Annotated in this window: 22 protein-coding genes; 6 read left to right on the plus strand and 16 right to left on the minus strand. The window is 68.8% G+C overall.

Features of this window, described 5'->3' with window-relative positions; all coding sequences use genetic code 11:
* Positions 1-31 precede the first annotated feature (31 nt).
* The 3 genes from OHU89_RS20070 to OHU89_RS20080 form a co-directional block, all read right to left on the minus strand.
* Positions 32-430, minus strand: coding sequence for a hypothetical protein (locus tag OHU89_RS20070; RefSeq protein WP_266891829.1), 399 nt, complete (start codon positions 428-430; stop codon positions 32-34).
* 142 nt (positions 431-572) lie between these two features.
* On the minus strand, positions 573-1,310 hold the full coding sequence (gene rph, locus OHU89_RS20075; RefSeq protein WP_405644725.1) for a ribonuclease PH: 738 nt from the start codon (positions 1,308-1,310) through the stop codon (positions 573-575).
* Positions 1,311-1,388: 78 nt separating this feature from the next.
* The gene (locus OHU89_RS20080; protein WP_405644727.1) at positions 1,389-1,640 is read right to left on the minus strand and encodes a glucose PTS transporter subunit EIIB; all 252 of its coding nucleotides are present in this window, start codon (positions 1,638-1,640) and stop codon (positions 1,389-1,391) included.
* 108 nt (positions 1,641-1,748) lie between these two features.
* Here OHU89_RS20080 and OHU89_RS20085 point away from each other — a divergent pair, with 108 nt between their 5' ends.
* A complete protein-coding gene (locus OHU89_RS20085) occupies positions 1,749-3,041 on the plus strand; it encodes a PTS transporter subunit EIIC (RefSeq protein WP_405644729.1) in 1,293 nt (430 codons plus the stop codon).
* 111 nt (positions 3,042-3,152) lie between these two features.
* Entirely contained in the window at positions 3,153-4,400 is a 1,248-nt protein-coding gene (locus OHU89_RS20090) for a PTS transporter subunit EIIC (RefSeq protein ID WP_266891824.1), read from the plus strand.
* A 75-nt stretch (positions 4,401-4,475) separates the two neighbouring features.
* Here the strand turns inward: OHU89_RS20090 and OHU89_RS20095 are convergent, their stop codons facing one another.
* Complete coding sequence (locus OHU89_RS20095) at positions 4,476-5,228, minus strand: MBL fold metallo-hydrolase (RefSeq protein WP_405644730.1); 753 nt, start codon at positions 5,226-5,228, stop codon at positions 4,476-4,478.
* 238 nt (positions 5,229-5,466) lie between these two features.
* Here OHU89_RS20095 and OHU89_RS20100 point away from each other — a divergent pair, with 238 nt between their 5' ends.
* Positions 5,467-5,922 carry a type II toxin-antitoxin system PemK/MazF family toxin gene (locus tag OHU89_RS20100; RefSeq protein WP_405644732.1) on the plus strand — a complete coding sequence of 152 codons (456 nt, stop codon included), beginning with the start codon at positions 5,467-5,469 and terminating at the stop codon, positions 5,920-5,922.
* A gap of 24 nt (positions 5,923-5,946) precedes the next feature.
* Here the strand turns inward: OHU89_RS20100 and OHU89_RS20105 are convergent, their stop codons facing one another.
* The 8 genes from OHU89_RS20105 to clpS all read right to left on the minus strand — a co-directional run bounded on the left by OHU89_RS20105 (position 5,947) and on the right by clpS (position 11,974).
* Entirely contained in the window at positions 5,947-6,897 is a 951-nt protein-coding gene (locus OHU89_RS20105) for a PLP-dependent cysteine synthase family protein (protein ID WP_266891818.1), read from the minus strand.
* 5 nt (positions 6,898-6,902) lie between these two features.
* Entirely contained in the window at positions 6,903-7,181 is a 279-nt protein-coding gene (locus OHU89_RS20110) for a MoaD/ThiS family protein (protein WP_171144370.1), read from the minus strand.
* Between the two features lie 113 nt (positions 7,182-7,294).
* Positions 7,295-7,390, minus strand: a complete 96-nt coding sequence (locus OHU89_RS20115; RefSeq protein ID WP_310736469.1) for a putative leader peptide — start codon at positions 7,388-7,390, stop codon at positions 7,295-7,297.
* A 102-nt stretch (positions 7,391-7,492) separates the two neighbouring features.
* Positions 7,493-8,515, minus strand: coding sequence for a LacI family DNA-binding transcriptional regulator (locus tag OHU89_RS20120; RefSeq protein WP_405644735.1), 1,023 nt, complete (start codon positions 8,513-8,515; stop codon positions 7,493-7,495).
* Positions 8,516-8,555: 40 nt separating this feature from the next.
* A complete protein-coding gene (locus OHU89_RS20125) occupies positions 8,556-8,978 on the minus strand; it encodes a M67 family metallopeptidase (RefSeq protein WP_266891813.1) in 423 nt (140 codons plus the stop codon).
* 219 nt (positions 8,979-9,197) lie between these two features.
* Positions 9,198-10,628 carry an amino acid permease gene (locus OHU89_RS20130; protein ID WP_405644737.1) on the minus strand — a complete coding sequence of 477 codons (1,431 nt, stop codon included), beginning with the start codon at positions 10,626-10,628 and terminating at the stop codon, positions 9,198-9,200.
* A gap of 411 nt (positions 10,629-11,039) precedes the next feature.
* Entirely contained in the window at positions 11,040-11,642 is a 603-nt protein-coding gene (locus tag OHU89_RS20135; protein ID WP_405644739.1) for a DUF2017 domain-containing protein, read from the minus strand.
* A gap of 14 nt (positions 11,643-11,656) precedes the next feature.
* Entirely contained in the window at positions 11,657-11,974 is a 318-nt protein-coding gene (gene clpS, locus OHU89_RS20140) for an ATP-dependent Clp protease adapter ClpS (protein WP_266899572.1), read from the minus strand.
* Positions 11,975-12,031: 57 nt separating this feature from the next.
* Between clpS and OHU89_RS20145 the strand changes: the two genes are divergently transcribed.
* Positions 12,032-13,378, plus strand: coding sequence for a nicotinate phosphoribosyltransferase (locus tag OHU89_RS20145; protein WP_405644741.1), 1,347 nt, complete (start codon positions 12,032-12,034; stop codon positions 13,376-13,378).
* 75 nt (positions 13,379-13,453) lie between these two features.
* Positions 13,454-14,047 carry an isochorismatase family protein gene (locus OHU89_RS20150; protein ID WP_365398695.1) on the plus strand — a complete coding sequence of 198 codons (594 nt, stop codon included), beginning with the start codon at positions 13,454-13,456 and terminating at the stop codon, positions 14,045-14,047.
* An 11-nt stretch (positions 14,048-14,058) separates the two neighbouring features.
* Here the strand turns inward: OHU89_RS20150 and OHU89_RS20155 are convergent, their stop codons facing one another.
* Entirely contained in the window at positions 14,059-14,409 is a 351-nt protein-coding gene (locus OHU89_RS20155; RefSeq protein ID WP_046258982.1) for a hypothetical protein, read from the minus strand.
* A gap of 121 nt (positions 14,410-14,530) precedes the next feature.
* Positions 14,531-16,870: an immune inhibitor A domain-containing protein gene (locus OHU89_RS20160; RefSeq protein ID WP_405644743.1), complete on the minus strand. Its 2,340-nt coding sequence runs from the start codon at positions 16,868-16,870 to the stop codon at positions 14,531-14,533.
* Positions 16,871-17,215: 345 nt separating this feature from the next.
* On the opposite strand from OHU89_RS20160, the gene OHU89_RS20165 reads away from it, so the two are divergent.
* Entirely contained in the window at positions 17,216-17,506 is a 291-nt protein-coding gene (locus OHU89_RS20165; RefSeq protein WP_365398710.1) for a hypothetical protein, read from the plus strand.
* Between the two features lie 21 nt (positions 17,507-17,527).
* Here the strand turns inward: OHU89_RS20165 and OHU89_RS20170 are convergent, their stop codons facing one another.
* Both OHU89_RS20170 and OHU89_RS20175 read right to left on the minus strand, forming a co-directional pair.
* Positions 17,528-18,208, minus strand: a complete 681-nt coding sequence (locus OHU89_RS20170) for an RDD family protein (RefSeq protein ID WP_405644745.1) — start codon at positions 18,206-18,208, stop codon at positions 17,528-17,530.
* A gap of 89 nt (positions 18,209-18,297) precedes the next feature.
* Positions 18,298-19,995 carry an RDD family protein gene (locus OHU89_RS20175; RefSeq protein ID WP_405644747.1) on the minus strand — a complete coding sequence of 566 codons (1,698 nt, stop codon included), beginning with the start codon at positions 19,993-19,995 and terminating at the stop codon, positions 18,298-18,300.
* Between the last annotated feature and the right edge of the window lie 178 nt (positions 19,996-20,173).

The raw sequence follows: 20,173 nt of genomic DNA on the forward strand, positions 1-20,173 counted from the left end.
GTCCAGTATCCCGGCCCCATCCCCCGCTCACCTACGACGTGCAGACCTTCGTCAACTCGCCCGCCGCGTCCGTGATGGGGCTGAGGTCGGGCGTCTCGTCGCCGTTCTTCACCGCCGTACGGACGTTGTTGACCGCCTCGTTGAGGTTGTCGACCGCCTTGTTGACGTCGGCGTTGTCGGTCTTGTCGCCGATCTCGTCGAGGTTCTTGTCGATGGAGCCGAGGGACTCCTCGATCTGGGTCGGGTCGTTGGACGCGTTCTCGACGGCCTGCTGGAGGTCGGTCACGCTGTCGGCGACGGCCTCGGCGGTCTGGACACAGTCCAGGGCCTTGTTGACCGCGTCGCAGCCGGTCGTGAGTCCCACCGTCAATCCAACGGCCGCCACTACTGCGGCGATGGCGGTACCTCGACGGCGTCGGCTCTCGGCCATGGTGATGGTCCTCCCTTGCTCAGCCCCAAGGGCCCCCGTGTACTGGCCGAGCGTACGGTGGTGTGCCGTACGCCCGTACCCGTAGTGACGCGAGCGCGGGCGGCCGGGTTGCCCGTTCCGACCGCTTTTCTTGGTGCGTCCTTTACTTTTCGAGGACGGTATCAAGGGCCTTGCGCTGGAGGACAGCGAGTTCCGTGCAGCCCGAAACCGCCAGGTCGAGCAGGGAGTTGAGTTCGTCGCGGGCGAAGGGCTCGGCCTCCGCGGTGCCCTGGACCTCGACGAAGCGGCCGTCGCCGGTGCAGACGACGTTCATGTCGGTCTCGGCACGGACGTCTTCCTCGTAGCAGAGGTCCAGCAGCGGCACCCCTCCCACGATGCCGACCGAGACGGCGCTCACGGTGCCGGTCAGGGGCTGGCGGCCGGCCTTGATCAGCTTCCTGCCCTGGGCCCACGAAATCGCGTCCGCCAGCGCCACGTACGCGCCGGTGATGGCCGCGGTGCGGGTGCCGCCGTCGGCCTGGAGGACATCGCAGTCCAGGACGATGGTGTTCTCGCCGAGCGCCTTGTAGTCGATGACCGCGCGCAGGGAGCGGCCGATGAGGCGGGAGATCTCGTGGGTGCGGCCGCCGATCTTGCCGCGGACGGATTCGCGGTCGCCGCGGGTGTTGGTGGCGCGGGGGAGCATGGAGTATTCGGCGGTCACCCAGCCCTCGCCGCTGCCCTTGCGCCAGCGGGGGACGCCTTCGGTGACGGAGGCGGTGCAGAAGACCTTCGTGTCGCCGAAGGAGACGAGGACGGAGCCCTCGGCGTGCTTGCTCCAGCCACGTTCGATGGTGACAGGGCGGAGCTGTTCGGGGGTGCGGCCGTCGATTCGAGACATGGCGCTGAGCCTAGCGGCACATACGGAAGGGGCTCCTCCCGCGGTGGGAGGAGCCCCTTCCGGGGTGGGCTCAAAGGCTCACATCATGTCTTCGATCTCCGCGGCGATGGGGTCGGCGTCGGTGCCGATGACGACCTGGATCGCGGTGCCCATCTTGACGACTCCATGGGCGCCGGCGGCCTTCAGGGCGGCTTCGTCGACGAGTGCTGCGTTGTGGACCTCGGTGCGGAGGCGGGTGATGCAGCCCTCGACCTCCTCGATGTTGTCGATGCCGCCGAGCCCGGCAACGATCTTCTCAGCTTTGGTGGCCATGTCGGTCTCCTCATGCACAGTTAGCCCAACTTCGCGAGCGATTGCGCTGTATGTACCGAAAGATGACGTCACAGCAGCCAATCGTCCGTAACTGGTCTACACCACCTGACAGGCGGTCGCCAACTCATGAGTTCCGAGACCGAGATCTCTCCCGCACGCCGACGGTGGCAGTCGGTGTTCCAGGGTCTGCAGAAGATGGGCCGCAGCCTTCAGCTCCCCATCGCCGTCCTGCCGGCCGCGGGCATCCTCAACCGGCTCGGGCAGCCGGACGTGTTCGGGGACGACGGGCTCGGCTGGACGAACGTGGCCAAGGTGATGGCGGGGGCGGGCGGCGCGCTGCTCGACAGCCAGCTGGGGCTGCCCCTGCTGTTCTGCATCGGCGTGGCGATCGGCATGGCGAAGAAGTCGGACGGTTCGACGGCGCTGGCCGCGGTGGCGGGCTTCCTCGTCTACTACTCGGTGCTGCGCCAGTTCCCGGAGGACTGTCCCGCCGGGGCGAAGACGGTGACCGGCATCGGCTGCGTGGCTTCGGTGGACGGCACGGTGACGGCGTTCACGTTCCAGAATCCGGGCGTCTTCGGCGGCATCGTGATGGGTCTGCTGGCGGCGTTCTTCTGGGCGCGTTATCACCGTACGAAGCTGGTGGACTGGCTCGGCTTCTTCAACGGGCGCCGACTGGTGCCGATCATCATGGCGTTCGTGGCAATCGTGTTCGCGGCGCTGTGTCTGTGGATCTGGCCGCCGATCGGTGACGGGCTGGAGAACTTCAGCGACTGGCTGAGCGACGCGGGCGCCTGGGGTGCGGGCATCTTCGGTATCGCGAACCGGGCTCTGCTGGTGATCGGGTTGCACCAGTTCCTCAACGTGCCCATCTGGTTCCAGTTCGGCACGTACACCAAGCCGGACGGTACCGAGGTGCACGGTGACATCAGCATGTTCCTGGCGGGCGACCCCAGCGCGGGTCAGTTCACGTCCGGGTTCTTCCCCATCATGATGTTCGCCCTCCCGGCCGCGGCTTTGGCGATGACGCACTGCGCCAAACCGAGTCGCCGCAAGGAGGTCGGCGGTCTCATGCTCTCCGTCGCGCTGACGTCGTTCGTCACGGGGATCACCGAGCCGATCGAGTACTCGTTCCTCTTCATCGCGCCGCTGCTGTACGTGGTCCACGCGCTGCTGACGGGTGTGTCGATGGCGGTGACGTGGGGGCTCGGGGTGCACGACGGGTTCAGTTTCTCGGCCGGGTTGATCGACTACATCATCAACTGGAATCTGGCGACGAAACCGTGGGCGATCATTCCGATCGGCTTGTGCTTCGCCGTCGTCTATTACGTGATCTTCCGTTTCGCGATCACGAAGTTCGATCTGAAAACTCCGGGTAGGGAGCCGGAGGACGAGGTCGAGGACGTCACCAAGGTCTGACCGTACGTAGCCCTCCGGTTGCGGAATTGACGGGTTCCTTATATCGGCCTCCATCGTGTACAACAGGTCTACACCACTGAGTGGTGTAGACCACCACCCGATGGAGGACGTATGAGCACCGCCACCGACACGGCGGCCCCCGCGAAGAAGCGGGGATCCGGTCTTTTCCAGGGCCTGCAGAAGGTCGGCCGCAGTCTGCAGCTTCCGATCGCCGTGTTGCCGGCGGCGGGCATCCTGCTGCGTCTGGGCCAGGCGGACGTGCAGGAGAAGCTGAACCTGCCCGACAAGGTCACGGCGGTCTTCGCCACGGCCGGTGGCGCGATCTTCGACAACCTGCCGATGCTGTTCTGCATCGGTGTCGCGATCGGCTTCGCCAAGAAGTCGGACGGCTCCACCGCGCTGGCCGCACTGGTCGGGTTCCTGGTCTACAGCAATGTCCTGAAGGCCTTCCCGGTGACGGAGGCCAAGGTGCAGGCGGGCGCGGACATAGCCGCGACCTACAACAACCCGGGTGTCCTCGGCGGCATCCTCATGGGTCTGCTGTCCGCGGTGCTGTGGCAGCGCTACCACCGCAAGCAGCTGGTGGACTGGCTCGGCTTCTTCAACGGCCGCCGGCTCGTCCCGATCATCATGGCCTTCGTCGGTACCGCCATGGGCGTCTTCTTCGGTCTGGTCTGGGAGCCGATCGGTGAGGTCATCTCCGACGCCGGTGAGTGGATCACCGGTCTGGGCTCGGTGGGTGCCGGTCTGTTCGGCCTGATCAACCGTGCGCTGATCCCGATCGGCATGCACCAGTTCGTCAACACCGTCTCCTGGTTCCAGATCGGTGACTTCACCGACTCCGCGGGTGCCGTGGTGCACGGTGACCTGAACCGCTTCTTCGCGGGTGACCCGACCGCCGGCCAGTTCATGTCGGGCTTCTTCCCGATCATGATGTTCGGTCTGCCGGCCGCCGCGATCGCGATCGCCCACTCCGCTCGTCCCGAGCGCCGCAAGGCCGTGATGGGCATGATGGTCTCGCTCGCCCTGACCTCCTTCGTGACCGGTGTGACCGAGCCGATCGAGTTCTCGTTCATGTTCATCGCACCGCTGCTGTACGTGATCCACGCGGTGCTCACGGCCATCTCCATGGCGATCACCTGGGCGCTCGGTGTCCACGCGGGCTTCACGTTCTCCGCGGGCGCCATCGACTACGGCCTCAACTGGAACCTGGCCACCAAGCCCTGGCTGATCATCCCGATCGGCCTGGTCTTCGCCGCGGTCTACTACGTCGTCTTCCGCTTCGCCATCACCAAGTTCAACCTCCCCACCCCGGGCCGCGAGCCCGAGGAGGAGGTCGAGGACCTCACCAAGGCGTGAGTTCCGACCGCCGTACGGCATGACGAAGGCCCCGGGACCGGGAAGGTTCCGGGGCCTTCGTGTGTGTACGAGGACTCAGATGTCGTACGACACCCTCGGCGTCGCCAGCTCCACCGGGCCGTCGTAGACCGCGCGGGCGTCGGTGAGGTTGACCTGCGGGTCGGTCCACGGGGGGATGTGGGTGAGGACCAGGCGGCGGGCGCCTGCCCGGGCCGCCGTCTCACCCGCCTCGCGGCCGTTGAGATGCAGGTCGGGGATGTCTTCCTTGCCGTGCGTGAAGGCGGCCTCGCACAGGAACAGGTCGGTGTCCAGGGCGAGTTCGTCCAGCGCCGGGGTGGTACCGGTGTCGCCGGAGTACGTGAGCGACTTGCCGCCGTGTTCGACGCGGATGCCGTACGCCTCCACGGGATGCGCCACGCGCTCGGTGTGCACGGTGAAGGGGCCGACCTCGAAGGTGGACGGCTTGACCGTGTGGAAGTCGAAGACCTCGCTCATGGAGGAGGCGGTCGGGGTGTCCGCGTAGGCGGTGGTCAGCCGGTGTTCCGTGCCCTCGGGTCCGTAGACCGGGATCGGATCGCAGCGGCCGCCGTCATGGCGGTAGTAGCGTGCGACGAAGTACGCGCACATGTCGATGCAGTGGTCGGCGTGCAGATGGCTGAGGAAGATCGCGTCGAGGTCGTAGAGACCGCAGTGGCGCTGCAGCTCGCCAAGGGCACCGTTGCCCATGTCGAGAAGCAGCCGGAAGCCGTCGGCCTCTACGAGGTAGCTCGAGCAGGCCGATTCCGCGGACGGAAACGACCCCGAGCAGCCGACGACGGTGAGCTTCATAAAGCAGAAACCTCCGCTGGCGGTAATCCAGGAGATCCAGGAATCCAGAAGATCGGGAAAGGGGACTCGGGGGTCGTGCGGTCCGTCGAGCGTAAGGCGCAAAACCCCTTGTCGCTCCTCCGCCTAGGGCTGTTGTGGGCGAACTCACCTGTGCTGTCACCGGTTCGGCTGGACCAGGGGCGCGTAAGGCTTGGAAGAAGGCGCGCGATGCGGATCGTGCGCCGGTAACGTCGTCCGTATGGACACGTCCTGGTGGCTGGCGCTCGCGGCGGTGGTACTGCTGGCGCTGGTCGCCACGCTCGTGGACGGGTGGGGACGGGGGCGCAGACCGGAGGGTCGCAGGACGCGGCCGCCGGGGCGTCCCGGGCCGCGGACCGGGACCGCACGTCCACGGCCTGCGGAGATCTGGTGGGCGAACGTGCCCTTCGAGGACGGGCCGGGGGCCAAGGACCGGCCGTGTCTGGTGCTCGCGGTGCGCGGGAGGCGCGCGGTCGTCGCGAAGATCACCAGCAAGTTCCACGACGAGCGGGCCGGGGTGATCCCGTTGCCGCCGGGTTCGGTGGGCGATGCCCACGGCCGCGCGAGCTTCCTGGAGACGGACGAGCTGCGCGAGGTGGCGGTGTGGGACTTCCGGCGCAGGGTGGGGGTGGTGGACCCGGTCCTGTGGGACCAGGTCCGTCACCTGGCGACGTAAAGCCTCGAAGAGCGTGACGAGGGCTCACGCCCAGAGCTGGCCCTGCAGCGTCTCGATCGCTTCCTCCGTCGTCGCCGCCGTGTAGACCCCCGTCGACAGGTACTTCCAGCCGCCGTCCGCGACGACGAACGCGATGTCCGCGCTCTCCCCCGCCTTCAGCGCCTTGTGGCCGACGCCGATCGCGGCGTGCAGGGCGGCGCCCGTGGAGACGCCCGCGAAGATGCCCTCCTGCTGGAGGAGTTCGCGGGTCCGGGTGACCGCGTCCGCCGATCCGACCGAGAAGCGGGTCGTCAGGACCGAGGCGTCGTAGAGCTCGGGCACGAAGCCCTCGTCGAGGTTGCGCAGGCCGTACACGAGGTCGTCGTAGCGCGGCTCGGCGGCGACGATCTTGACGTCCGGCTTGTGCTCGCGCAGGTAGCGGCCGACGCCCATCAGGGTGCCGGTGGTGCCGAGGCCCGCCACGAAGTGGGTGATGGAGGGGAGGTCGGTGAGGATCTCCGGGCCGGTCGTGGCGTAGTGGGCGCCCGCGTTGTCCGGGTTGCCGTACTGGTAGAGCATCACCCAGTCGGGGTGCTCGGCGGACAGTTCCTTGGCGACGCGTACGGCCGTGTTGGAGCCGCCCGCGGCGGGCGACGGGATGATCTCCGCGCCCCACATGCCGAGCAGTTCCCGGCGCTCCTGCGAGGTGTTCTCGGGCATCACGCAGACCATGCGGTAGCCCTTGAGCTTGGCCGCCATGGCCAGGGAGATGCCGGTGTTGCCGCTGGTGGGCTCCAGGATGGTGCAGCCCGGGGTGAGGCGGCCGTCCTTCTCCGCCTGCTCGATCATGTGCAGGGCCGGGCGGTCCTTGACCGAGCCGGTGGGGTTGCGGTCCTCCAGCTTGGCCCAGATGCGGACGTCGTCGGACGGCGACAGCCGCGGCAGGCGCACCAGAGGGGTGTTGCCCACCGCGGCCAGCGGGGAGTCGTAGCGCATCGGGATCAGGCCATGCCGCCGGCGACGGCCGGCAGGATCGTGACGTTGTCGCCGTCCGACAGCTTCGTGGTGATGCCGTCGAGGAAGCGGACGTCCTCGTCGTTCAGGTAGACGTTGACGAAGCGGCGCAGCTCGCCGCCGTCCACGATGCGGGCCTGGACGCCCGGGTGCCGGGTCTCGAGGTCGGCGAAGAGCTCGGCGAGGGTGTCCCCGTTGCCCTCCACCGCCTTCTGGCCGTCGGTGTAGGTGCGGAGGATGGTGGGGATGCGGACCTCGATGGCCATGGTTGCGGGCTCCTGTCGGAAGTGTCTGGTCGGTGGGCGCGCGGCAGCGCATTTGAACAGGTCGTGCGTGTGAGGCGCCGCGGCTCACGGCCGTTCGGCGGCAGGGGGCAGCGTCAACAGATGGCGCTGGCGAGCCTGCACAGGTCGACGTGCAGCCGCGCCACGAGCAGCATGCCCGGCGTCTTTTCGCTCACGTCGTCAAAAACCATGGGCTCATCGTATCGATTCCCGTCCCGGGTCTCGGAATGTGATCCCACATTCCGGACGGATTGCGGCCGGGGAGTGAGATGGCGCTGTTCGGACCGTCCTGCTCAGGCGGACGCGCGCAGGACGAGTCGGGTGGGTACGACGACCGACGGAAGGTCCGAGGGACGGCCGAACAGCAGCCGGGCCATCAGGCGCCCCATCTGCCCCACGTCCTGGTGGACCGTGGTCAGCGGCGGGTCGGTCGCCTCGGCGATCTCGGCGAGGTCGTCGAACCCTACGACGGCCACGTCCTCGGGGATGCGGCGCCCCCGTGCGTGCAAGACCTCCAGGGCTCCCTGGGCCATCAGGTCCGAGGCGACGAAGACGGCGTCCAGGTCGGGGCAGCGGTCGAGCAGCGCGGCCATGGCGTCGGCGCCGCCCTGGCGGGTGTAATCGGCGCGTTCGGCCAGCTCCGGCGGGGCGTCGGGGAGGACGTCGCGGTAGCCGGCGAGGCGCTCGGCGGCGGAGTGCTCCTGGTCGTGGGGGCCGGTGACGGTCGCGATGCGACGGCGGCCCAGGGAGACCAGGTGCCGGGCGGCCTGCCGGGCTCCGCCGCGGTTGTCGCCGTCGACATAGGCGTGGGCGCGCACGGTGTCGCCGTCGCGCAGGAGGGGGCGGCCGCCGAAGACCGCGGGGATGTCGAGGCGGTCGATCATCTCGTGCAGCCTGCCGCCGGGGTGCAGGGAGAACAGGACGGCCGCGTCGACATGGCCGCCGCCGAGGTAGTCGGCCACGCGCGCGTGGTCGTCCGGCTCGTCCAGGAAGAGCAGGACGGCCTGGGCACCGTGGAGTGCGAGCTCCCTGCGGATGCCGCGCAGGAGGCAGTCGAAGTAGGGGTCGAGGAAGAGCCGGTTGTCCGGCTGGTCCGCGACGACGGCGACGGCGTTCGTGCGGCGGGTGACCAGTTGCCGGGCGGCCTGGTTGGGGACGTAGCCCAGCTCGGCGATGACCTGCCGGACCTGTTCGACGACCTCGGCGCGCACCTTGGGCTCGCCGTTGATCACCCGCGAGACCGTGGATCTCGACACCCCCGACCGCCGTGCGACGTCCTCGATCGTGGGGCGCTGTCCGTGTGGCCGTCGGGTCAACACCGTCTCCGATGGGGCGAGTTGGTCGGGCGTACGGTGATCAGTATGCCTCTACGACCGTGACTTCTTCCTCCGTGATCTCGCCGTCCACGATCCGGAACGAGCGGAACTGGAAGTCGCCGAGGCCGTCGGTGTCCGCGGTGGAGACCAGGACGTAGTGCGCGCCGGGCTCGTTGGCGTAGCTCACGTCGGTGCGGGACGGGTAGGCCTCGGTGGCGGTGTGGGAGTGGTAGATGACCACCGGCTCCTCGTCGCGGTCGTCCATCTCGCGGTAGAGCTTGAGGAGGTCGCCGGAGTCGAACTCGTAGAACGTGGGCGACATGGCCGCGTTCAGCATCGGGATGAAGCGCTCGGGACGGTCCGAGCCGGCCGGACCCGCGACGACGCCGCACGCCTCGTCGGGGTGGTCCTTGCGCGCGTGCGCGACGATCTGGTCGACGAGGGCCTGGGTGATGGTCAGCATGCTGGCCAGGATAAGCAGACGGGCCGTCCCGTACCGACAGGTGGTACGGGACGGCCCATATGCCGGACGTCTGAGCGGCGGGGCAGGGAGCACCACGAGAACTCCCTGCCCTGGACGTCCCTAAGGGGCGCGGGGCTGTGTCAATTTGCGGCTACCGCCGCGTGAGCGCGATCAGCCACAGCGAAGCCGCAGACGAACGACAGTCTCCCTGCCGTGGATCTAACCGACCTTCTCGAACTCCGGCTCGCGGCGTTCCGCAATCTCCGGGTTACGACTCTTGAGCACGGCCCAGCCGATCCCGAGCGCGACGGCCCAGCCCGCCATCACGTACAGACACACCCGGGATTCGGAGTCGTACGCGATCAGCCCGGTCACGAAGAGCAGGAACACGATGGCGACGTACGAGCCCTTCGAACCGCCCGGCGCCGGGAAGGACGACGCCGGCAGACGCCCCGCCTCGACCCCACGGCGGTACCGCACATGGCTGATCAGGATCATCAGCCACGTCCAGATGCCCGCCGCGGTGGCGACGGAGACGACGTAGCCGAAGGCCTTCTCCGGAACGATGTAGTTCAGAACCACGCCGATGCCCATGAACAGCACCGACACCGTGATGGCCAGCGCCGGCGTCTTCGTCGCCGACAGCTTGTTGAAGGCCTTGGGGGCCTCGCCGCTGTCCGCGAGGGTGCGCAGCATGCGGCCGGTGGAGTACATGCCGGAGTTGCAGGAGGACAGGGCCGCGGTCAGCACGACGAAGTTGACGATGCCCGCGCCCGCCGGGATGCCGATCATCGCGAAGGCCTTCACGAAGGGGCTGACACCGGGTGCGAACTCGGTCCACTTGACCACGCAGAGGATGACGGTGAGGGCACCGACGTAGAAGAGACCGATGCGCCAGGGCAGGGTGTTGATCGCCTTGGGGAGGGTCTTCTCCGGGTTCTCCGACTCACCGGCGGTGACGCCGACCAGCTCGACGGCGAGGTAGGCGAACATGACGCCCTGCAGGGTCATCAGGGACGAGCCGATGCCCTTGGGGAAGAAGCCGTCGAAGGCCCAGAGGTTGGAGACGGCAGCTGTGTCGCCGGCGGCGCTGAAGCCGAAGGTGAGGACGCCGAGGCCGATCACGATCATGCCGATGAGGGCGGTGACCTTGATCATCGAGAACCAGAACTCGATCTCGCCGAACAGCTTCACCGAGATCAGGTTGGCCACGAACAGCACGACCAGGAAGCCCAGCGCCGAGGCCCACTGCGGGACGTCCGGGAACCAGTAGTGGATGTAGATCGCGGCGGCGGTCAGTTCCGCCATGCCGGTGACGACCCACAGCAGCCAGTACGTCCAGCCGGTGAAATATCCGAAGAACGGGCCGAGGAACTCGCGGGAGTACTCCGCGAACGAGCCCGAGACGGGGCGGTAGAGCAGGAGTTCACCGAGCGCGCGCATGATGAAGAAGATGATGACGCCGGCGACGGCGTACATCAGGATGAGACTGGGGCCCGCCTTGGCGATGTTCGCCCCGGCGTTGAGGAAGAGACCGACGCCGATGGCGCCGCCGATCGCGATCATCTGGACCTGGCGACTGCCGAGGCCACGCTCGTAACCCTCTTCGGAGGTGTTCTCCGAGCCTTTTTCGACCTGAGCGGAGGTCATATGTGTGGTGCGCCTTTCTCCATACCGAACCGGGCCTCTCGTCGGCCTCGGATCGGTTCTCGATCCCCCCGGATAGTGGAGTTGAGCGGGCTCGGGGAAGAGCGGGTGCGTTCGCGCACCGAACGACGCGGGAACGCACCCGCTCTTCCCCGGGTTCGCTTGTGCCTGGCCGGTGGTTACCGGCTCGGTGGCGCACCCGACCGAACATACGGGTGGTGTTCGTCGGGCGGTCGTGAAGATTTATCACGGCCGCAATATTGATCACCTGTGCGAGATGTGGCGCAGGACACAGGAAGAAGCGGACAAACAAATACCGGAGTGGGCATACGCCATCAGCACGGTGACGTGATCGTTATCCGGATTTGAGCGCCCGCTGAGCGAACACAAAAAAGTCACAAACTACCGCAGAAGTTACGGAAGTAGCGTCGTTACGAGGGTTTCCTGGAGCCCGCCCAGCCACAGATACGCCATCACCATCGGCTTACGGGGATCCTCGTCCGGCAGCCGGTAGAGAAGGTCGGTGTCCTCCTCGTCGGCGATCTCCAGCCGGGAGCCGATCGCGAGGCGCAGGTCGTTGAGGGCGCCGAGCCACTGGCGCGACTCCTCCGGCGACAGCTTGAGCACCGCCCCGCCGTCGCCCACCGGGCTCAGCGCGTCCAGGGAGCGGATCACCGCGAGGGCACTGTCCCGCTTGCCGGCCCGCAGGTCGTTCTCGGTGTAGCGGCGGAACTCCGAGGAGTACTCCTTCTGCTCCTCGGCCGCCCCGGGGCCAGGCGTGCCCTCGGGGTCTCCGTAGGCGTCCGGGAAGAGGCGTCTGAGCACCGGGTCGGAGGGCGGCTCGCTGGGGCCGTCGGCGAAGAGCTCGGCGAGCGGGTCGTCGGGGGCGTCCTCGGCGGGCCCAGGCCCGATGAGCTCCAGGAGCTGGACGGCCAGCGAGCGGATGATGGAGATCTCGACGTCGTCGAGCGCGACGGCCGCGCCGCCGCCGGGGAGCGGTTCGAAGTGTCCAGGCATGAAGGTCAGTTCAGCTACTTCCGGTCCTGCTGCAGGGTGGCCCACAGACCGTAGCCGTGCATCGCCTGCACGTCGCGCTCCATCTCCTCGCGACTACCGCTGGAGACGACCGCCCGGCCTTTGTGGTGGACGTCCATCATGAGCTTGGTGGCCTTGTCCTTCGAGTACCCGAAGTACGTCTGGAACACATAGGTCACGTAGCTCATGAGGTTGACCGGGTCGTTGTGGACGATGGTGACCCAGGGGACGTCCGGCTCAGGGACGGCGAAGACCTCTTCCGCCGACTCGGTGCGTTCGATCTCTACGGGAGCGGGTGACGTCACATGGCCCATGCTGCCACGCATCACAGAAATCGTCACACCGACGAGAAGGGAGTACTATCCCATCCCATGAACACAGCGGACCTTGGGCTGCCGGTGGATGTTCCCTCAACGGCGCTTTTCACTGATCAGTACGAGCTCACGATGTTGCAGGCCGCGCTGAAGGCCGGCACCGCCGAGCGGCACAGCGTCTTCGAGGTCTTCACCCGGCGACTGCCGAACGGGCGTCGGTACGGCGTCGTCGCGGGCACCGGGCGGGTCCTGGACGCCGTCGAGAACTTCCGATTCGACGCGGACGTCCTGCGCTTCCTGGGTGAACGGAACATCGTCGACGCGGAGACCCTGGACTGGCTCGCCTCGTACCGGTTCTCCGGTGACATCTGGGGCTATCCGGAGGGCGAGGTCTACTTCCCGGGCTCGCCGATCATGCGGGTCGAGGGCTCCTTCGCCGAGTGCGTGCTCCTGGAGACCGTGATCCTCTCGATCCTCAACCACGACTCCGCGATCGCCGCGGCCGCCTCCCGGATGTCCTCGGCCGCCGGGGGCCGCCCGCTGATCGAGATGGGCGCCCGCCGCACCCACGAGCTCGCCGCCGTCGCCGCCTCCCGCGCCGCCTACCTCGGCGGCTTCGCCTCCACCTCCGACCTCGCGGCCGGCTTCCGCTACAACATCCCGACCGTCGGCACCTCCGCCCACGCCTTCACCCTCCTGCACGACCAGGAGCGCGACGCCTTCCAGGCCCAGGTGAACTCGCTGGGCCGCAACACCACGCTGCTCGTCGACACGTACGACGTGGCGGAAGCCGTCCGTACGGCGGTGGAGGTCGCCGGACCGGAGCTGGGCGCGGTCCGTATCGACTCGGGCGACCTGCTTCTCGTCGCGCACCGGGTGCGGCAGCAGCTGGACGAGCTGGGCGCCCGGGACACGAAGATCATCGTGACCTCGGACCTCGACGAGTACGCCATCGCCTCCCTCGCGGCGGCGCCCGTGGACGCGTACGGCGTCGGCACGCAGCTGGTGACCGGCTCCGGGCACCCGACCTGCTCGATGGTCTACAAGCTGGTCGCCCGCGCCGAGTCCGCCGACGTGAAGGCGCCGCTGGTGCCGGTCGCGAAGAAGTCCTCCGGCGGCAAGACCTCCATTGGCGGCCGCAAGTGGGCGGCCCGGCGGATGGACGCGGACGGGATCGCGGAGGCCGAGGTCGTCGGCACCGGGGCCGTCCCGGCCGACCTCGTGGACCGGCAGCTCCTCGTCGAACTGGTCAAGAGCGGCGACGTCGTGGCGCGCGAGTCGCTGGACGTCGTACGGGACCGGCACACGGCCGCGCGCGACGGGCTGCCGCTGTCGGCGACCCAGCTGTCGCGCGGGGAACCCGTCATTCCGACGGAGTACATACACGGGCTCTCGGGTAGCTAAAGCTGGTGCGCCCTCCCGCAGCGCCGTCGAAGTCTCTAGGCTCGTAAGTTCACTCTTAGTCGAAGGACACCCACCATGCGCCGCGCCTTGATCGTCGTCGACGTACAGAACGACTTCTGCGAGGGGGGCAGTCTCGCGGTGGCCGGGGGTGCCGATGTGGCCGCCGCCGTCACCGAGCTGATCGGCCAGGCGGCCGGGGGCTCCGGCTACCAGCATGTGGTGGCCACCCGCGACCACCACATCGCGCCCGGCGGCCACTTCGCCGACAACCCCGACTACGCCCACTCCTGGCCCGCGCACTGCGTCGCCGGTACCGAGGGCGTCGGCTTCCACCCGAACTTCGCCCCCGCCGTCGCCTCCGGCGCGATCGACGCCGTCTTCGACAAGGGGGCGTACTCGGCGGCCTACAGCGGTTTCGAGGGCGCCGACGAGAACGGCGTCGCGCTGGCCGACTGGCTGCGGGCGCGGGAGGTCGTCGAGGTGGACGTGGTGGGCATCGCCACGGACCACTGCGTACGGGCCACCGCCCTGGACGCCGTACGGGAGGGTTTCCGTACGCAGGTGCTCCTCGACCTCACCGCGGGAGTGGCCGAGGAGACCACCGACCGGGCACTGGAGGAGCTGCGCCAGGCCGGGGTGGAACTCTCCGGGAAGCCGGTCGTCGCGTAGGCGTCCGGCGCCTAGGCCGGTGCCGCCGGCCTTCTGATCAGGGCCCTGATCGGGTGCCACAGCTCCTGGGCCAGCTCAGGTCCCGGCACCGCCGCGACAGCGTTGTCAGGGGCCGTGCGCCATATCAGGCCGTCCGGATGATGGAGGACGGCCGTCACCTCGTCCGGGGTCGGCGGGGCCGCGTTGCCACGCAGGTAGACCGCCCGGAGGCCCAGGTTGCGCAGCCTGGTCAGGGCTCGTGCGCGGTTCCGGGCGTGGACGAGGACACGGACGCAGCCCGTGCCGTCGGTGGCGGGTCTGGGCAGGTTCAGCGCCACCACCACGCTGCCTGTCGGCAGCTTGCAGAAACCTCCTGCGGCCATGCAGTCACACCCCCGTGTGCACCGGTGTCAATAAGAAAGCCATCAGGACGCACCTAAACACGATCGGCGGCGACCCGCCAGGGGTCACCGCCGATTCGCTTCTGACCTGCGCAAATGCCGACTACTTCACCGCGCGGCCCACCTCGAGCGAGATCGTCGAGCCGTTCAGGGCCTCCTGGACAATCTTGATCTTGGTGTTGGTGTCAGCGAGCTTCACGCCCGCGAACGGGGTCGTCGCGTCGTAGTACGTGCTGGTGTGATCGTTGAAGACCGACACCCCCTTCGACGACGGGATCCTCTTCGCGACGTCCGCGTTGTGCAGCGTGATGCCGTCCGTGCGGAACAGGCTGAAGGGCGAGTCGTACGCCTGGATGCGGCTGCGCATCGCGGTGCCGTCGGACCACTTCAGCGCCGTCGGGTGCGAGTCGACCGGAAGGAGCAGACCGACACCGGGGTGCTCGCTGGTGTTGTTGTCCACCTGGGAGGTGTCCCACTTCCAGATCAACAGACCGTTCTGGTACGGGAAGTGCTCCACCCAGCTCGGACGGGTCGTGGAGAAGCCGAAGTTGTACGGGCCGACCTTCAACGTCCGGTCGTACGACACGTACTGGCGGTTCTCGGCGATGTAGTACTGCGCGTAGTCGTCCGTGACGGAGGCGCCGACACGGGTGAAGCCGCTCGCCGTCCAGGCCGCGTCCGCGGTCTCGGCGTCGTCGGCGAACAGGGCGGCGCCGTCGGCCGTCACGGTGATCCGGTCCGCCGCGAAGCCCTTCCCGGCCACGCCGCCGTCGGTCGAGTAGCGGAAGCGCAGGTCGATCTTCTGGCCCGCGTAGGCGTCGAGCGGGAACGACAGCTTCTTGTACGTCTCCGAGAAACCGGTGAGCGTCGGCTGGCCGCTGGCGTCGCGCGGGAGGGCCGCGCCGTCCGCGGTGCCGTCGATCGCCTTCCAGGTGGTGCCGCCGTCGGTGGAGACCTCGGTGTAGACGAAGTCGAAGCTCGCCTCGGTGGCCCACCAGCCGTCGAGGCTCAGCGTCGCCGCGGACTTGCCGGTGAGGTCGACAGAACGGGTCAGCGTGTTCCGGAGGCTGTTGCCGCTGCCGCTCCACCACTGGGTGGCGCCCTGGGCGGGGGCCACGATCTCGGTGGTGACCGCCTTCTCGGGCAGCTCGACGACCAGCGCCTGCTTGTTCTTGGTGTTGTACTCGGCGACACCCAGCTTGTGCTTCGACTTGGTCGCGGCCTTCGCCACGTCGTAGTCCAGCCAGCCCAGTTGCAGCTTGTCCCACGCGGTCATGTCGCCCGGCAGATCACCGATGGTGTCCTTGCCGGTGCCGAGCCAGGAACCGGAGGACATCAGGGTCCAGAAACCGGTGGAGTTCTCGCCGCCGCCGGAGGTGTCGTAGTGGTCCGGCAGACCGAGGTCGTGGCCGTACTCGTGGGCGAAGACGCCGAGTCCGCCGTTCTCCGGCTGGATGGTGTAGTCGCCGACCCAGATGCCGGTGTCGCCGATCTGGGTGCCGCCGAGCAGGTTGCCCGAAGGGCCGGTGGCGCCGGAGTCGGTGCCGAACGCGTACCAGCGGTGGGCCCAGATGGCGTCCTCGCCCTGGGCGCCGCCGCCCGCGGACTCGTCCTCGCCGGCGTGCACGATCTGGAAGTGGTCGATGTAGCCGTCGGACTCGTTGAAGTCGCCGTCGCCGTCGAAGTCGTAGCGGTCCCACTGGTCGAACTCGGCGATGTCCGCCTTGATCTCGGCCTCGGTGCGCCCCGCCGCCTTCTGCTGGGCGACCCATGCCGTGACGCCGTCCTGGACCGCGTTCCACGCGCAGGTGTCGCAGGAGTTGGAGCCGTAACGGGCCTCGTTGTAGGGGACCTTGACCCAGTCGGTGACCTCGCCCTCGACCGAGTAGCGGCCCGAGGACTGCTTCTCGTAGTAGGTCTTCATCGAGGCGGTGCCGTCACCGAAGTAGAGGTCCTCGAAGTGGGCCTTGTTGTAATCCGCCTGCCAGGCCGTGCTGTTGTCCTGGGCACGGTCCGGCTCGGCTATCTCGTTGTGCGCGGGGCCGGGCGTGCCGCCGTAGCGGGGGTCCGTCTGCTCGCCGAACTCGACGAGGATCGTGAAGATCTTGTCGGTCTGCTCGCGGCCCAGCTCGACGTACTTGCTGTCGCCCTTGCGGCTCTTGAGCTCGACGACCTTGGAGCCGTCACGGTTCTTGACCGTGGCGGCGCCGGATATGACCTGCTTCAGCGCCTCTTCGCGCTGCGCCTCCTGGGTCCGGGAGAGCGGGCCGTCGAAGTCGTGCTCCTGTGTGGTCTTCGCCGGCTGCGGATCGGTGCGGTTCGCCGCGGCCGGTGCCGCGGTGGTGTCGGCCTGCGCGACGGCGAAGGTCGAGATGGTCGCCGTCGCGGCGGCCAGTGCGACGGTGGTCGCGGCGGCTCTGAACGTCCAGGGTCTGCTGGGCACCTGAGTCTTCCTCCCCTAGTCAAGTGACGGCATTTGACTAGAGGTTCAGAAGAAAAGACAGACCTTGACTTGAACAGGACAACTGCACTATGCGGATCCGACGTCCGCTTTACGAACATCTCGAGAAGATCCTGAGTCGCCCTCGACCGGCGCTCGCGCGTGTCCACTTCGTGGACGGTATGACTCCGTGCGCCCCCCATGCACCGGTACTGTTGGTTAGGTCACGCTTACCGTTCGTTCCGCTCGGGCATGCACGCGATTAGAGTCATTCGGCGGAACGCCCCAAAACGGCGGAAAGCCAGGCCGACACCCCCGTGGACCCCCACTTCCGAGGACACGATTGCCATGCCTCGTCCGACTGCCGCACAGCTCGCCTACGGTTCGTTCACCGTGATCTTCTCGACGCTCGCCATGCTGCTGCTGTCACAGACGAGTTCGGGTCTGGGGATCGCGGTCATCGCCGTCGCGGCGCTCGCCCTCGGGCTGCTCGTCGCCATGACGGTCCCCATCCCCAAGGCCCGCGTGGTCGCGGTGCGCAAGCCCGCCACCGAGACAGCGGAGACGGCGCAGACGCCCGTACCGGCGTCGGTCACCGTACTGGCGACCGAGCCGGTGCACGAGCGCGCCGCCTCCTGATGAACTGACGGTTGCCGGTGGTCAGTTGCTGCTGACCACCACCGTCTTCGCCGCCTTGTCGTGCAGGCCCTGCTTGTAGGGCTTGTCGAAGAAGCTCCAGCCGCCCGAGATCGCGGTCCAGACACAGGCGCAGCAGAACGCGAACGGGATCCACAGCACCGCCGAACGCGTCAGCGCGGTCTGCACGGAGGGCGTGGAGCCGTTCTCGAGGTTCGCCACCCGCATCCCGAACCACTTCTTGCCGAGCGTCTGGCCGGAGCGGCTGATCATGACGGAGTCGTACGCGATGTAGAGCACGGCCGTGATGAGCGACTGTGTGAAGGACTTGCCGTACTCGACCTTGTCGGGGTCCACGTCGTACTCGTTGACGCCGAAGCCCCAGGTGAGCAGCCAGACGATGATCGCGACGAGGATCATGTCGATGATCCGGGCGAGCGTGCGCTTGCCGCTGTCGGCGAGCGGGGGCATTCCGGCGAGCGGATCGTTCGGGAACGAGCCGCCGCCGTACGGGTCGCCGCCGCCGTAGGGACTGCCGCCTCCGTACGGCGGAGGCTGACTGCCGTACGGCGAGCCCGCGTCCCCTGACGGCGGAGGCTGACTGCCGTACGGGGAACCCTCGCCGCCCGAGGGCGGGGGCTGCTTCCTGAACGGGTCGTCTTCCGGCGGCTGCTGGCCGGAGCCGGGGGGCGGTTCGCTGCTCATGGCCCGAGTCGACCGCGATCCCCACGGCTCCGCATCCGGCGAGCGGCCGTCCGGGGTACGGAATCCGGTGGCCCCTGTGCCGTATGCGGCTATCCCGCTACGAACGTATGTGCGGCCTTGTCATGCCAGCACTGGCGCCACGGCCTGTCGAACAGGCCCCATACGACGCCCACGACACCGATCGCGAGCAGACCGGGGACGCTGTAGACGAGCCAGCGGCGCAGGGCCGCGCCGAACGTCGGGGGCTCGCCGCCCTCGATGTCCCGCACCTCCAGTCCGAGCAGCTTCTTGCCGAGGGTGCGGCCCCACTTGGCGGTGGGCAGCGCCTCGTAGAGGACGCCGAAGACGAGGAGGACGGCGAGGACGATGCCGAGGTAGGCGGAGGTCGTGCCGTCCAGGAGCCAGACGGTGACGGTCTCGCCGGAGAGCTTGGCCGCGTCGATCTTCTCGTTGACGTGGTCCAGCGCCCTGGTGCCGAGCGGGACGGCGGCCGCGGCGGTGACGCCGACGAGGACGACGGTGTCCAGCAGCCGGGCGGTCAGCCGCTTGCCGAGGCCCGCGGGGCGGGCGGAGGCCTGACGCCGGGCGGCGGCCTGGAAGACGTCCTCCACGGGCGGCTTCCAGGGCGTGACGGGCTCGTCCTCGCCAGGGGTGGCGAGGCGGTGCACCTGCTGGGCCCAGGAGGACTGACCGCCACCGGCGCCGCTGGCCATGGGGGTGGACTGCTGGGGGACGGACGCGCCCGGGGTCTGCGGAGCCGCCTGCTGCGGGCCGGAGGGACCGGCGGGCGCGGCCTGTCCGACGGCGCCCTGGACACCTGCCTGCGCGGAGGCGGCACGCTCGGCGGCGGCCTTGCCCGCGCGGAAGCCGGGGGTGGCCGCGGGCTGGGCTCCGAAGCCGCCCGCCGCCGCACCGTCGGACCGTGCGCCGCCCGTGCCTCCGCCCTGCGCCCCACCCTGCTGAGCCGTGCGCGGGGAGAGCGCCCGGAAGGTCATGGTGCCCTCGTCGCCCACAGGGCCACCGGGGGCGGGAACGCCGGGAGTTGCGGCACCGGAGGACCCCGCGGCACCGAAGGCGGGGCCCCCGGAGGCACCGGGTCCGGAGGCGGAGGGACCGTGGGAGCCTGCTGCACCCGAGCCACCTGAGCCGGGGCCGCCGAACACCGGGCCGCCGGAGGCGCCGGCACCGGAGGCGGAAGAGCCGCTGGAGCCCGCCGCACCCGGGCCGCCCGTGCCCGGGCCGCCGAACGCCGGGCCGCCGGAGGCGCCTGACCCGCTGCCGGACTGCGGTGTCGTGCCCGGGCCGGATGGCGCCGCTGCCCCGGGCGTCGGCCTGCGGAAGACGAACGTGTTGCCCGAGGCCGCGCTGTCGGACTCCGCGGGCGGGATCGTGGCCGTGCCGTCGCCGCTCGTCGTGTCCGACGGGACGCGGGGGTCGGTGCCCGAGGCCGCGCCCCAGGAGACCCGGCGGTCCTGGTCGCCGCCGAAGCCGGACTGACGGGAGCGGTCGGCGCCCCAGGCGGACGCGGGTTCGGGACGGCTGCCGTGCTGGGCGTCGGACGGGTTGGGCGCGGGCTGCGGGTCCTCGTCGAAGAAGTGCGGGCCCGTCTCCTCCACCGACGAGGGGGCCGGGGCCGCCGGGGCCTCGCCGTCCGACGGGGCCGGCCGGCTCGTGCCCGGTACCCAGGCGGCACCGTTCCAGTACCGGACGTATCCAGGAATGGACGGGTCCGGGTAATACCCTTCGCGGGGCCTGTCGTCACCGGGTGCCGGGGTTGGGGCGCTCATGTCCGTCGTCCCGTATCTGCTCGGGGGTGAATATGGGGGGCTCCACATCTATCAGACCGGCGCAACCCCCACCGCCAGTCCCACCGGACCCACTCCTTTTGAGCAACGTCGTGAACCCCCGGGAAAAAAGTTTCCCGAACCCGCGTAATGGTTCCGGCCGCACCGGCTCTCTCCACTC

This window comes from Streptomyces sp. NBC_00019, assembly GCF_045041015.1.
In the GTDB taxonomy this organism is placed as follows: domain Bacteria; phylum Actinomycetota; class Actinomycetes; order Streptomycetales; family Streptomycetaceae; genus Streptomyces.